This is a genomic window from Aquidulcibacter paucihalophilus (assembly GCA_030285985.1).
GTDB lineage: Bacteria > Pseudomonadota > Alphaproteobacteria > Caulobacterales > Caulobacteraceae > Brevundimonas.
Map to the genome: position 1 here is coordinate 2,969,322 of CP127384.1, position 12,860 is coordinate 2,982,181.

15 protein-coding genes and 1 other RNA gene are annotated in these 12,860 nt (G+C 69.3%); 3 read left to right on the forward strand and 13 right to left on the reverse strand.

What is annotated here, in order from left to right; translation table 11 throughout:
* Positions 1–42: 42 nt before the first annotated feature.
* From KB221_14670 to KB221_14695, 6 genes are all read right to left on the reverse strand, one after another.
* Complete coding sequence (locus KB221_14670) at positions 43–630, reverse strand: hypothetical protein (GenBank protein WIY69297.1); 588 nt, start codon at positions 628–630, stop codon at positions 43–45.
* Between the two features lie 2 nt (positions 631–632).
* Positions 633–824: a helix-turn-helix transcriptional regulator gene (locus KB221_14675; GenBank protein ID WIY69298.1), complete on the reverse strand. Its 192-nt coding sequence runs from the start codon at positions 822–824 to the stop codon at positions 633–635.
* 10 nt (positions 825–834) lie between these two features.
* Positions 835–1,284, reverse strand: a complete 450-nt coding sequence (locus tag KB221_14680; GenBank protein WIY69299.1) for a hypothetical protein — start codon at positions 1,282–1,284, stop codon at positions 835–837.
* Positions 1,285–1,363: 79 nt separating this feature from the next.
* Complete coding sequence (locus KB221_14685) at positions 1,364–2,632, reverse strand: DNA recombination protein RmuC (GenBank protein ID WIY69300.1); 1,269 nt, start codon at positions 2,630–2,632, stop codon at positions 1,364–1,366.
* A 71-nt stretch (positions 2,633–2,703) separates the two neighbouring features.
* On the reverse strand, positions 2,704–3,306 hold the full coding sequence (recR, locus tag KB221_14690; GenBank protein ID WIY69301.1) for a recombination mediator RecR: 603 nt from the start codon (positions 3,304–3,306) through the stop codon (positions 2,704–2,706).
* Between the two features lie 13 nt (positions 3,307–3,319).
* Positions 3,320–3,649 (reverse strand): YbaB/EbfC family nucleoid-associated protein, encoded by a 330-nt coding sequence (locus tag KB221_14695; protein ID WIY69302.1) that lies wholly within the window; start codon positions 3,647–3,649, stop codon positions 3,320–3,322.
* Between the two features lie 135 nt (positions 3,650–3,784).
* Between KB221_14695 and KB221_14700 the strand changes: the two genes are divergently transcribed.
* Complete coding sequence (locus KB221_14700; GenBank protein ID WIY69303.1) at positions 3,785–4,399, forward strand: malonic semialdehyde reductase; 615 nt, start codon at positions 3,785–3,787, stop codon at positions 4,397–4,399.
* Here the strand turns inward: KB221_14700 and KB221_14705 are convergent.
* The 4 genes from KB221_14705 to KB221_14720 all read right to left on the reverse strand — a co-directional run bounded on the left by KB221_14705 (position 4,396) and on the right by KB221_14720 (position 7,730).
* Positions 4,396–5,061: a hypothetical protein gene (locus tag KB221_14705; GenBank protein ID WIY69304.1), complete on the reverse strand. Its 666-nt coding sequence runs from the start codon at positions 5,059–5,061 to the stop codon at positions 4,396–4,398. The two genes, KB221_14700 and KB221_14705, sit on opposite strands and share 4 nt — an antisense overlap.
* An 84-nt stretch (positions 5,062–5,145) precedes the next feature.
* Positions 5,146–7,032: a DNA polymerase III subunit gamma/tau gene (locus tag KB221_14710; GenBank protein WIY69305.1), complete on the reverse strand. Its 1,887-nt coding sequence runs from the start codon at positions 7,030–7,032 to the stop codon at positions 5,146–5,148.
* Positions 7,033–7,260: 228 nt separating this feature from the next.
* An RNA gene (gene ffs / locus KB221_14715) (signal recognition particle sRNA small type) lies at positions 7,261–7,354 on the reverse strand.
* Between the two features lie 34 nt (positions 7,355–7,388).
* Entirely contained in the window at positions 7,389–7,730 is a 342-nt protein-coding gene (locus tag KB221_14720; GenBank protein WIY69306.1) for a hypothetical protein, read from the reverse strand.
* 53 nt (positions 7,731–7,783) lie between these two features.
* Between KB221_14720 and nudC the strand changes: the two genes are divergently transcribed.
* Positions 7,784–8,713, forward strand: a complete 930-nt coding sequence (gene nudC, locus KB221_14725) for an NAD(+) diphosphatase (GenBank protein WIY69307.1) — start codon at positions 7,784–7,786, stop codon at positions 8,711–8,713.
* Positions 8,714–8,904: 191 nt separating this feature from the next.
* Here the strand turns inward: nudC and KB221_14730 are convergent, their stop codons facing one another.
* Positions 8,905–9,630, reverse strand: a complete 726-nt coding sequence (locus tag KB221_14730; protein ID WIY69308.1) for a 3-deoxy-manno-octulosonate cytidylyltransferase — start codon at positions 9,628–9,630, stop codon at positions 8,905–8,907.
* 147 nt (positions 9,631–9,777) lie between these two features.
* Between KB221_14730 and KB221_14735 the strand changes: the two genes are divergently transcribed.
* Complete coding sequence (locus tag KB221_14735) at positions 9,778–10,473, forward strand: cytochrome c family protein (GenBank protein WIY69309.1); 696 nt, start codon at positions 9,778–9,780, stop codon at positions 10,471–10,473.
* A gap of 58 nt (positions 10,474–10,531) precedes the next feature.
* Here the strand turns inward: KB221_14735 and KB221_14740 are convergent, their stop codons facing one another.
* Positions 10,532–11,317, reverse strand: coding sequence for an NlpC/P60 family protein (locus KB221_14740; GenBank protein WIY69310.1), 786 nt, complete (start codon positions 11,315–11,317; stop codon positions 10,532–10,534).
* A gap of 160 nt (positions 11,318–11,477) precedes the next feature.
* Positions 11,478–12,857, reverse strand: coding sequence for a leucyl aminopeptidase family protein (locus KB221_14745; GenBank protein ID WIY69311.1), 1,380 nt, complete (start codon positions 12,855–12,857; stop codon positions 11,478–11,480).
* Positions 12,858–12,860: the final 3 nt, after the last annotated feature.

A 12,860-nucleotide genomic window follows, 5' to 3' on the forward strand; every position in this document is an offset into this window, starting at 1 on the left:
GAGATCAATCCTGGGGAGGGTTGGAAGTCGGGGAACGGCGGCCTAGTGCAGGCCGCGTCGGGCCGCCGCCACGGCGGAGGCGATGAAATAGACGCCCATCAGGATGCCCATCAGGCCCCAGGCGGTGATGGTCCCGACCAGCCCCAGCCGCTCGGCGGCGGCGTAGATGAACAGGGCCAGCTGGAGGGACCAGAAGGCGAGCGCGCTGGTCTCGAGCATGACCCGGCGGAGCATTTCGTCAGCCGTCCGCCAGAGCATCAGATTGGCGGCGCTCTGGACCACGACCAGCAGGAGCACGGCCGCGAACACCATTTCGGGCGACGCCAGGGCGGGGCCGAAAACCGGCAGCAGGAACATCGCGGCGGCCAGCAGCATGACAATCACCTGCAGGATGCCGCAGCCCTTCGGGATATCGGCCGGGCGCCGTGCCACCATGAAGGCGGTGATCAGGCCGACGCCGGTCATGGCGGCCGCCATGACCACGGCGAGTTCGTCCTCCCAGCTCGACAGGGAGCCGTCGGTCAGGGTGGCGGCGCCGTAGCCGAAGACTCCGCCGAGGCCGGCAAGGACGACGAGCAGGCCCGCCTTGCGCAGGAACGAGGGCCGGGGGGCATCGAGACTGGCGTTCATGATCAGTCCTCCGTGAAGATGGCTTCGATGGGCTGCCCGAAGACCCGGGCGATCTTGAAGGCGAGCGGCAGGGAGGGGTCGTAGCGACCGGTCTCCAGCGCATTGACGGTCTGGCGCGAGACTCCGAGGGCGAGGGCGAGGTCGGCCTGGCTCCAGTCGCGTTCCGCGCGCAGCACCTTGAGGCGGTTGTTCATGCGGTCGCTCCTAGCGGTGCTTGAGCCACCAGCCGGCCCAGGCCAGGGTATAGCCGGCCAGCTGGAACAGCAGGATGCACATCATGCCCGACACGAAGATGTCGGCCGGGTTAGAGCCGAATTTGGCGGGTAGCGCCTGTTCCTCGGCCCGCAGCATCAGGGTCAGCAACAGCACCGAGCCGACGGCCATGCCGCCCGAACCACCCCACCACCAGGCCCATTTGTGGGCCTCGCGCGCGGCCTCGTCGATGCCCCGCCACCACCAGACGCAGACGGTGAAGCCCACGGCCATCGCAGCCGTTACCAGCGCCGCGGTCACGGCGGTGCCGACCGGCCCCGGCTGATCGCCGAGGAAGGCGCTGGCCGCGCCCGCCAGGCCACCGAGGACCAGGGAGACACCCAGCACCAGCATATATGCACCCGGTCCGTGCGGACGCCTGGGCCTGGATTGGTCGTTCATGACAAGCCTCCCTGTCGATTTGACAAGGGTGTTTTACATCATACAGCCGCGCTGTCAAGCGTCCTTGTCCAAAGCCCGATCAGGCCTTGGGAAGGGCCGCCGGCCGGGTTTCAACGGCGACCAGTTCCGGCCGGCTCAGGGCGCGTGGCGCGGATTCGATCGGGGTCAGTTCCCCCAGATCCTTGCCCTCATGGTCGACCTGCAGGTCCTCGAACCGGCGGGCCGAGACCATGACCTGGCTCTCCAGCGAGCCGACAAACTGGTTGTATTTGCCGACGGCCGTCTCCAGCGCGCGGCCGACGGCTCCGGCATGCGTCCCCATGACCGAGAGGCGTTTGTAGAGCTCCTTGCCCAGCTTCGCGACGTCCTCGGCATTCTTGGCCTGCTCTTCCGCGCGCCAGCCGTAGGCCACCGCCTTGCACAGGGCGAACAGGGTCGTCGGGGTGACGATGACGACGCGCGAGGCCATGGCCGTGGTCATCAGATCGGGCTCGTGGTCGAGGGCCGCGGCGAGGAAGGCGTCGCCGGGCACGAACATGGCCACGAAGTCGGGGCTGGGCTTGAACTGGTCCTGATAGGCTTTGGACGACAGCTGGCGTACGTGGGTCTTCATACTGGTCGCGGTGCGCAGGGAAGCCGCCCTGGCCTGGGCCTCCTCGTCGCCATCGGCCTCGTCGCCGAAGGCCAGCGAGACCTTGGCGTCGATCACGAACATGCCGCCGCCCGGCAGGCGGACGACGAAGTCGGGGCGCTGCTGACGGCCGGCGTCGTCGGCGGTCGAGGACTGCTCCTCGAAGTCGAACCGCCCGGCCATACCCGCGGCCTCGAGCACATTGCGGCAGGTCTGTTCGCCCCAGCGGCCGCGGCGGCCGGTGTTGCCGCGCAGGGCCTCTGTCAGACGCCGGGCCTCGTCGCGGGTGGCGGTCGAGGCGGTCATCAGCAGGGCCAGCTGTTCCTTCAGACCGCCAGTCTCCTCGTTGCGGGCTTTCTCAAGCGCGGCGACATGCTCCTGGAAGAGTTTGAGCGTGTCGGCCACCGGCTTGAGCTGGGCCTCCATCCGCTGTTGCGACATCAGCTCACGGTTACGGAAGGTCTCGTCGGTGCGTTTGAGCAGTTCCTCGGCGACAGTCCCGGCGGACTGTGCAGCCTGGACGCGCAGGAATTCGGCGTTAGCCGCCGCCTGGTCCTCGAACAGGCGCATCCGGGCCTCGGTCTCGGCGTAGCGCTCGCGCAGCTCCCACGCCCGCGTATCGGCGGCGGAGGCGCGGCGGCGCTCCATCAGGGCCCAGACGAGGGCGATGACGGCGACCACCGAGGCGGCGAAAAAGGCAACGAGTGAAGGGGACATGACCCGTCTCTATCGCGAGTCTGCCCAGGCCGTAACCGGTCAGCCCGGGGCCTGCGACCGTTCCTGACGCATCAGGTCGGGCGGCGCTGCCTCATCGCCTGGATAATCGTTCCGTCATCCAGCCAGTCGAGCTCACCGCCGACCGGGACGCCGCGGGCCAGGGAGGTGATCTCGACGCCCGTGCCGGCGAGGCGTTCGGCGATGTAGTGGGCGGTGGTCTGGCCGTCGACGGTGGCCGGCAGGGCCAGGACGACCTCCTTGGCCTCGCCGCCGCGCACGCGCCCGACCAGTTCGGCGACGCGCAACGCATCGGGGCCGACGCCATCCAGCGCCGAGAGCAGCCCGCCCAGCACATGGTATTTGCCCCGGAAGGCCCCGGAGCGTTCCATCGCCCACAGGGCACCGGCCTCCTCGACCACGCAGATCAGGGCGTTGTCGCGGGCGCTGTTGGAACAGATCGAACAGGGATCGCGGGTGTCCGGCGCGCCGCAGACGCTGCAGGAGGTGACCTTGGCCGCCGTCTCGGCCAGCGAGGCCGCCAGCGGGACCAGCAACTGTTCGCGCTTCTTCAGCAGGGCCAGGGCCGCGCGGCGGGCCGAGCGGGGACCGAGGCCGGGCAGCTTGGCGAGGAGGCTGATCAGCCGTTCGATTTCGGGTCCGGCGGAGGCAGCCATACGGGTCCCGGCCTCAGAACAGCTTGGGCATGCCGGGGATGTTCATTCCGGCCATCGGGCCGGCGGCCTCGCGCATCAGGGCGCCGTTGGCCTCGTCCAGCTTGCGCTTGGCGTCGGCGTGGGCGGCGACGATCAGGTCGGCGAGGATCTCGCCTTCGCCGGAGACCAGCAGGCTGTCGTCGATGGTCACGCCGGTGATTTCGCCGGCACCCCGCAGGGCCACGGTCACGAGGCCGCCGCCGGAGGTACCGGACGCCGTGGTTTCGGCCATTTTCGCCTGGGCGTCCTGCAGCTTCTGCTGCATCGCCTGGGCCTGTTTCATGAGGGCATTGAGGTCTGTCATGGCCTCAAGATAGGCGCTGACCCCGGCTTCGGACAGGGCTGAAAAACAGCAACAGAATTTGTTCCCGTTCCCCTTGAACCAATCCCGGGCAACGCCATTTAGCAGCCATCACTGTTGCTAATCAGGACATCCGTCATGGCCTTCGATTCCGTTCCCGCCCGCGACCTGCCCCTGCCGGAGACGGCGCTGAACCAGCTGTTCACTGACGCCCGCACGCGCAACGCCTGGAGCGACCGGCCGGTGTCGGACGACCTGCTGCGCAAGCTGTACGACCTGACCAAATTCGGCCCGACGGCGGTGAACGCCACGCCGGCACGGTTCGTCTTCATCACCTCGCCCGAGGCCAAGGCGCGGCTTTCGCCCCTGATGTCCGAGGCCAACCGCGCCAAGACGCTGCAGGCGCCGGTCAATGTGATCATCGCCCAGGACCTGGCCTTCGCCGAGACCCTGCCCGTGCTCTTCCCCCATGCGCCGGGCGCGAAGGACTGGTTCGCCGATCCGGCCGCGGCGCGTGAAACCGCCTTCCGCAACGCATCGCTGCAGGGTGGCTATTTCCTGCTGGCGGCGCGGGCGCTGGGCCTCGACGTCGGGCCGATGTCGGGCTTCGACGCCGCAGGGGTGAAGGCCGAGTTCTTCGCCGGCACGACGGTCGAGCCGAATTTCATCGTCAACCTGGGCTACGGCACGGACGAGAACCTGTTCCCCCGCTCGCCCCGCCTGTCGTTCGAGGAAGCGGCGTCGATCCTCTAGTCCGTGCCGCCCGGTACGGCCCTGACGGCGGACTCCACCGCGAGATCGGCCAGCTCGACGGCCAGGCCGATATTGGTGTCGACCACCGGTTCGAACAGGGCGCGGGCGGCGTCCGGATCATTCTCCACCGAGGCCGCCGCAGCGTAGCTGGCGGACATATGGCGGTCGGTGCCTTCGGCATAGGTCTCCGAGATCAGGATTCCCATGGAGCCGTCATAGGTGCGCATGATGCACTGGTGCCCGACGAGGCCGTCCCGGTGGATGCGGCGGAAATGCACGACCGGGCCGGCCAGCGGATAAAGGGCGGCGCAGGCCTGGGCGTCCGTGAGGACGGTCTGGCGGCCCTCGGTCGGGGATCCGCTGTCAGTGACCGAATTGTCGTTCTGGAACTGGAAGCTGTAGGCCCAGTGCGCATCCCCTTCCGGCGGGGTCGGGAAGGCCGCGCGCATCATCGGCTCCATCTCGCGCATCAGGTCGGAAATATCGACGCCGACCGACTCGGCCAGCGGCCGGAGTTTGTCTGTCATCTGGGCGATCAGCGCCGGCATGCTTTCGAGGGCCTCGCGGACCTCCCCGGCAGCGTCCTGCGCCCTCGCCTGTGAGGCGGCCGACAGGGCCAGGACCGCGCAGGCGGCGGCGAGCGTGGTGTGGATCTTGATCATGACGTTCCCCCGAAGGACGCCATCAGTCCCCAACCGGGTCGTGAAGGCGAGAGCCGGGCCCCGCCGTGACAGGTTCCGTCAGGATCAGTCGTCGAGGTCCGGGGACTCGTCCGGGATGGCCGGCAGTTCGACCGCCGGTGCCAGGGTCTTGATCTCGCCAATGACGGCACCGGGGAAGGCCTGCATCACCGCGACGACGAAGGGGTCGGCCTCGATTTCGGCCCTTTGCTCGGAGCGTTTGCGCCGGTCGACCTCGATCATGGTCTCGCCGCCACCCTGGCCGTTGGCGGCGATCAGCCAGGTGCGGCCGGTCCAGTCCTTGAGCCGCGCCGCCAGCTTGCGCGCCAGATCGATCGGCGCACCGTCGAGGCTTTCATAGGTGATGGCGCCGGGCTTGAAGGCGACGGGGCGGACGAAGCGCTGCACATCCATCTGCAGGCCCACCTCGCGCTTCTCTCCGATCAGGGCCACCACCTGTTCGAACGACTGGGGGTCGGGAAGCGAAGGCGCGGCGACTGGAAGCGCAGCCAGCTGGGCAGAGGCCCCGCCGCCGCCCCCGCCACCGGAAGGACCGCGTGAGCCGCCACCGCCGGGCATGGGCTCGCCGTCGCGCAGGGCCTTGAGCGCCTCTTCCGGACCCGGCAGGTCAGCGGCGTAGGCGAGGCGGACGATGGCCATTTCGACGGCGTCGGCGGGGTTGGGCGCGCGCCGGACCTCGTCCAGCGCCCGCAGCAGCATTTGCCAGACCCGGGCCAGGGTGCCGGCCGAGATCACCGCGCCCAGCGCGGTCAGCTTCTGGGCCTGGTCATTGGGCAGGCGGGTCGCCTGTGGCCCCAGCATCTTGGCCACCGAGGCGGCGTGGCAGTGTTCCAGCAGGTCGTTGGTCACCTGCACCGGATCGGCACCATAGCCGTAGAGGGTGCGGAACAGCTCCAGCGCTTCGGGCGTGCGGCCGGCCATGATCGATTCGAACAGGGCGATGGTCTGGCTGCGGTCGGCGAGGCCGAGCATGTCGCGCACGACCTCGGTCTTCACCGTCTCGCCGCGGTCGCCCTGGACCAGCGCCTGATCCAGCAGGGACAAGCCGTCGCGGACCGATCCCTCGGCGGCACGAGCGATCAGGGCCAGGGCGTCCTGCTCGATCTTCATCCCCTCGCGGTCGGCGATGCGGGCGAGGTGTTCGACGAGGATTTCCGGCTCGACGCGGCGCAGGTCGAAACGCTGGCAGCGGCTCAGGATGGTCACCGGCACCTTGCGGATCTCGGTGGTGGCGAAGATGAATTTGGCGTGGGGCGGGGGCTCTTCCAGCGTCTTCAGCAGGGCGTTGAAGGCCTGGTTCGACAGCATGTGGACTTCGTCGAGAACGTAGACCTTGTAGCGGGCCTCGACCGGGGCGTAGCGGACGCTCTCGATGATGTCGCGGATGCCGTCGATGCCCGTGTGGGAGGCGGCATCCATCTCGACCACGTCCATATGCTGGCCGGCCATGATGGAGGCGTCGTGGCGGCCCTGGTCGGTCAGGGCGAGCGACGGGCGGTCGATGACGTCGGTCTCGTTATTCAGCGCGCGGGCCAGCAGGCGGGCGGTGGTCGTCTTGCCGACCCCCCGGACGCCGGTGAGCATGAAGGCGTGGGCGATGCGGCCGGTGGCGAAGGCATTGGTCAGGGTGCGGACCATGGCCTCCTGGCCGATCAGGTCCTCGAAGGTGTGCGGCCGGTATTTGCGGGCCAGGACGGTATAGGCCGCGCCGTCGTCGGCATGGGCGGCGGGACCGGTGTCCGCGGACGGGGCGGCCTTGGCTTTCGGCTTCGGGGCGGGCTCCGGCGCGGCGGCGGCCTCGGCCTCGCGCATGCCGGCGGGTTCCGGCGAGCCGAACATGTCGTCGGTGTCGGGATCGCGCTCGACGACGTCCGCGTCGGGGGCGTCATCGTCCCACGGAGGGCCGTCGGGATTCGGGTCGGCATCGCTCATGCCACAGTCTTAGCGCGGGGCGTCCCTTGGGCGAAGGGGTTGCCGGAAGGGAGCTGTGGGTGGTCCGTCGGATCGGGTGCGATCCTCTCTTGCCCCTCCACCGCCGGCTTCGCCGGCGGTCCCCCTCCCCCTTGGGGGAGGAATGCGCCCAGGCAGCGAGCGACCGCAGAGCCTGTCCTCGGGCCGATCGAAGATCGGACCCGGGGCGAGCGTTAGCGCACCAAAGGGGAAGGTGGAGACCGCGACCCGAAGGGGAATTCGTTGTGGCTGCTGCCTTCCGGCCCTGACCAGGTTGGCGAAGCCTTCGCCCGCGATCTCCGAGGCCTATATCGCGGTTCCAGGCGGCGAGATCAAGGTCAGGGATTGTCCAGACGCCAGCGACGGCGAGGCGCTCGCAGGTCGTCGCCAAACCCATGCTTGTGAAAGTCTAGCCCGCAGCGATTGCATCGACCTGGATTTGCGAAAGGCGCGAAGAAATAAATCGAGAAAAAGCCCTCGCCGCTAATCCACCATCCCGCAGTAAAGGTCCGACAGACCGGGCATCTGAGGTACCAAAGATTGAACGCCGCATAAGCGGCGAACGCGACCGGCAACTGAATAGCCATCGGGACGCCAAAAGGCTCCCAAAGGCTGCTGACAAAGAGGGCGAACAGGCCGTTGCTGAGCACGAAGGTCGTGAGCCAGATTGAAACCCGCATAGCCGCACCTCCGGTAGCGACAATGCAGCCATGTCTGGTTTAGGGAAAGGGCTATGCCTCTCCCCGTCCTGAACACCTTCGCCGGCAATCCGCTCGATCGGGCGGGGGATCGGAGGGACGACGCCGACTGGCTGGCCGAACAGGGCGCGAGCCCGGATGCCATGGCCATGGTGCTGTGGGAGGGGCGGCCGCTGATCGAGGCGGGGGCCGAGCCGCGGCTGGCCTGGCTGGCGCTGTCCCATGCGCGGGCGGTGGTTCCCGATCGCGAACTGTTCCTCGGATTGTGGAAGGGTGCGCCCTGTTTCGCGGTGGAGGTCGAGGGGTCGGCCGATCCGGCGGCGGGGCCGCTGGCAGGTCTCGGGGCGTTTCACGAGATGCGCGAGGCAGCCGCGCTGCTGCCCGGTCCCGACGCGGCCATGGCCGGAACGGCCAAGTCGCTGTTCGACTGGCGGCGGCGGCACGGGTTCTGCGCCGCCTGCGGGGTGGAGAGCGAGAACGGGTCCGGCGGCTGGAAGCGGATCTGCCCGGCCTGCGGCGTCGAGCATTTCCCGCGCGTGGACCCGGTAACCATCATGCTGGCGATCTACAAGGGTGGGGCAGAGCCGGTCTGTCTGCTGGGCCGACAGGCGGCCTGGCCCGAGGGCCGGATGTCGGCGCTGGCGGGCTTCCTCGAGCCCGGCGAGACCATCGAGGCGGCCTGCGCGCGCGAGATCGAGGAAGAGGCGGGGCTGACGGTGACGGCGGTCCGCTATCACTCCAGCCAGCCCTGGCCATTCCCGTCCCAGCTGATGATCGGCCTGGTCTGCGAGGTCGATTCCGGCGAGGCGACGCCTGACCAGACGGAGCTGGAAGCGGTGGCCTGGCTGACGCGGGAAGAGGCACGGGCGTGTCTGGAGGGAACGCATCCGACGATCAAGGCACCGCCGAAGATCGCCATCGCGCGGACCTTGTTGCAGGCCTGGGTGGACGGGTTCGACGTTTGAGGCCCTCCTTTGCTTTCGTCATTCCGGGCGAAGGCGAGCGCAGCGAGCCGGAGACCCGGAACCCAGCGGCGCCGTAGCCTAGCGAAGGCGATGGCTTGACGAGCCGTGCTCCCGACAGGTTCGCGCTCACGCGCGCCGCTGGGTTCCGGGGTGCGCTACGCGCCCCCGGAATGACGAAAGCAAATGAGCGTCTAGCGAGCGAGCGCCCGCGCCGCCGCCAGATCGTCCGGGTTGTCGACGGACAGCGGCGCCGCGTCGATGACCGCCGCCCAGATCTGCAGACCCATCTCCAGCGCCCGCAGTTGTTCCAGCTTTTCCCGGCGCTCCAGCGGCGACGGCGGGGCGGCGCAGAAGCGTTCGAGGGCGGCGCGGCGGTAGCCGTAAAGGCCGATGTGCCGCCAGACGGGGGCGTCGCCGTAGAGCGTCGAGCGGGTGAAATAGAGGGCGCGGCCATGGCGTTCGCCCTCGCCCATCGCCACCACGGCCTTGACCACATCGGGGTTGGAGCGATCGGAAGCGTCCGCCTCGGGCGCGATCAGGGTGGCGATGTCGCAGGCCGGCTCGCCATGCAGCAGGGCGGCGCAGGCCAGGGCCAGCCCGGGATCGGCGAAGGGCATGTCGCCCTGCAGATTGATGACGGCGTCATGGCGGCCGTCCGGGTCGATGGCGTCCAGGGCGGCGCGGATGCGGTCGGAGCCCGACGGCAGGTCCGGATCGGTCAGGACAGCGACGCCGCCGGCCGACTCAATCGCCTCGACGATCGCCTGATCGCCCGCAGCCACGGCGACGGGCAGGCCGGACAGCACGGCCTGACGCCAGGCCCGCACGATCATCGGGGTCCCGCCGATATCGGCGAGCGGCTTGTCCGGAAGGCGGGTTGCGGCCATCCGGGCCGGAATCAGGATCAGCGGGTTCACATTCAAATCCCAAAGTTAGGCGCCTGCGACGCTCAGACCGTCCTGATCTGGTTGCGAAGGCCGCGCTAGCGTGTAAGAGACGGCCACGCAAGAATTCGCCCTGCCGCCCATGCGGCCGGGCCTCAGAAACGGGATGAGACGACGCGCATGAGCGGCGATCTGAAGTGGAACAAGATCATGGGCGCCGGCTTGGCGACCGTTTTCGTAATCCTGATGGTGAAAGAGGGCACTGCCTTCATCTACCACAACGAAGCCCCTGAAAAGATGGGCTATTTCGTTGACGCGCCGGAAGAGGCCGCCGGCGGCGCTGCTGAAGAAGCCGTGCTGCCGCCTGACTGGGGCACGATCCTGCCGACGGCGGATCTGGCCGCCGGCGAGGCTGCCTTCGCCCGTTGCAAGTCCTGCCACACCGTCGCGGCCGGCGGTGCCAACGGCATCGGCCCGAATCTGTTCGGCGTTGTCGGCGGACCGGTGACGCACAGCGCCGGTTTCGCCTATTCCGAAGCCATGATCGCCCACAAGGGCGAGGCTCCGGCCTGGGGCCTGGACGAGCTGGATCAGTTCCTGACCGCCCCGGGCCGTTACGTGCCCGGCACCAAGATGTCGTTCGCCGGCATCCGCGACACCCAGACGCGCGTGAATCTGATCGCCTGGCTGCGTTCGCAGGGTTCGGGCGGCATGGCCATCCCGGCGCCCGATCCGGCCCGCCAGCCCGGCGCCGCTCCGGCGGCTCCCGTTGAGGGTGCAGCTCCCGTCGCCGGCGCTGAAACCGCGGCCGCCGACGCAGCCGCCCCGGCAGCCACCCCGGCAGCGCCGCCGGCGGCAACCAGCGCCGCGCGCTAGGGTCTGAAGGTTTGAGACGATGAAAGGGCGGTCTTCGGGCCGCCCTTTTTCGTTGCGGTCAGAGCCGGCGGATGGCCGGCCCATCAGAGCCCGCGACGCGATGCCGGGCATCGGCCTCGGCAAAGGACTCGATCGCCACCCCGCCCAGCCGTCCGACGGCGTGCAGCACCCGGTCGCCGTCCAGCATAAAGCCGGCGTGGCCGTTCCAGGGCCCCTCGTCCGGATCCAGCCAGATCACCAGGTCGCCGCGCCGGGCCTCACCAGCCACCACGGCCTGACCGAGTTCCGCCAATTGATCGGCGTAGCGCGGTCCCGCGCGGCCGCAGGCGTAGAGCGCCTGCTGAACCAGCCCGCAGCAGTCGGTGCCCTTGGATGAGCGACCGCCCAGCTTGTACGGCGTCCCCAGCAGCCGTTCGGCCACCTCGACCGGTTCGGCGGCGAAACTTCCGATGGGGGCCAGGCCGGCCGGGTCGCCTGCTTCGACCACCAGGGCGTTGAGGGGCAGGCGGCCGTCCGTCGAGCCGATGCGGTGCGTGGCCAGCGGCGCACCGTCCTTGAGCGAGGCCCGCGCCACCCAGCCCACGACGCCGTCGCGGCGGGCGCGGCCCCAGACCTGGTCCTCACGCGTGTCGAGCACATCGAAGACCTCGCCGAAGATCAGCTGGTCGACCGGATGCTCAGCCGCCACGGCGTCCTGATGAATGTCGGCGACCGGAACCGCGCAATGCATCGGCCGCACCGCCCGGAAGGCGGAGGCGCGCACGATCCCTTCCAGCGCCTGCTCGGCCAGGTCGGGCCGGGCGAGGGTGGTTCGGGGATCAAGGCTGGCGGCGGCTGCGGTCAAACGTGGGCTCGTCCGATTGAGCCGTTGTCGTAGCGGAAGAAGCCGAAAGGGCCGTTAACGGGAGGAGGGCCTAGGTCGTAGGGCTTAGGTCGAAAATGACCGGAGCTGATCCCAACCTTTAAGCCCCAAGCCCCAAGCCCTAAGCCCTAAGACCTAAGACCTAAGCGAACCGCCGCTTCAGCATCTCGAAACACGCCCTCAGCGCCTGCGCCTCGCCGCCCTCTGGCCAGCCGGGGCGGGCGCGGGGGTTCCAGGCGAAGATGTCCATATGGGCCCAGGCGCCGGTCGTCGGAGCGAATTTCTGCAGGAACAGGGCGGCGGTGACCGAACCGGCCTGGGCCCAGCCGGCGGAGTCGTTGCGGACATCGGCCAGTTCGCTGTCGATGGAGGCGCGATAGCCGGGCCAGAGCGGCATGCGCCACAGCGGGTCGGCGACGGCACGGGCCGCCTCGAGCAGGTCGGCGGCGAGGGTCTCGTCATCGGTATAGAGCGGCGGCAGTTCGGGACCGAGGGCGACGCGCGCCGCACCGGTCAGGGTAGCGAAGTCCAGCGTCAGGTCCGGCGAATGCTCCCCGGCGCGCGTCAGGATGTCGGCGAGTATCAGGCGCCCTTCCGCGTCTGTGTTGCCGATCTCGATGGTCAGGCCCTTGCGGCTGTTCAGAATGTCGCCGGGCCGGAAGGCGTCGGCGGAGATGGCGTTCTCGACGGCGGCGACCAGCACCACCAGCCGGACGGGCAAGTCCGCCTGCATGACGAGGCGTCCGAGGGCCAATGCATGGGCCGAGCCACCCATGTCCTTCTTCATGTTGCGCATGCCGGCGGCCGGCTTGATGTCCAGTCCGCCGGAATCGAACACCACCCCCTTGCCGACGAGGGCGACCAGCGGGAGGTCGGCGCGGTCGAGGTTCCAGCCGATCTCGACGACCCGCGGCGCGCGGTGCGGGGCGGCGGCGCGGCCGACGGCGTGGACGGCGGGGTAGTTCTCCTCCAGCAGGGCGTCGCCGGTGATGACCGAGAGGCTTGCGCCCGATGCGGTGGCGATCTCGCGGGCAATGGTCTCGATCTGCAGCGGCCCCATGTCGGCGGCCGGGGTGTCGATCATCTCGCGGGCAAGGGCGCAGGCCGAGGCGATGCGTTGCGTCGCCGCGATATCCAGCCCCTCGGGCGCGACCAGCCGCACCCGGTCCCGGTCGGGTCGGGCCTTGTAGCGGTCGAAGACATAGGCCCCGAGCAGGAAGGCCAGGGCCGCGGCGCGCGCCTCCTCCGGCCCGGCCTCAAGGCGATAGAGGCCCGGCGGGAGCCTGGCCGGGAGAGCGCGGGCCGACATCGGATCGAACCGATCGCCGACACCGACCAGAACGGCGGCGATTCCTCCCTGCCCGTCCGGCGCGACCAGCATCTGGCCGGACCTGCCCTTGAAGCCGTTGGCCTCGGCCCAGCCGCCAAACGCCGCCTCGGCCGCGCTGTCCGGACCAACGAACCGCACCGGGATCGCGCCTTCGGTCTCGGGGGTCAGCAGGTCGGGATGAAGGGCGGACATGGG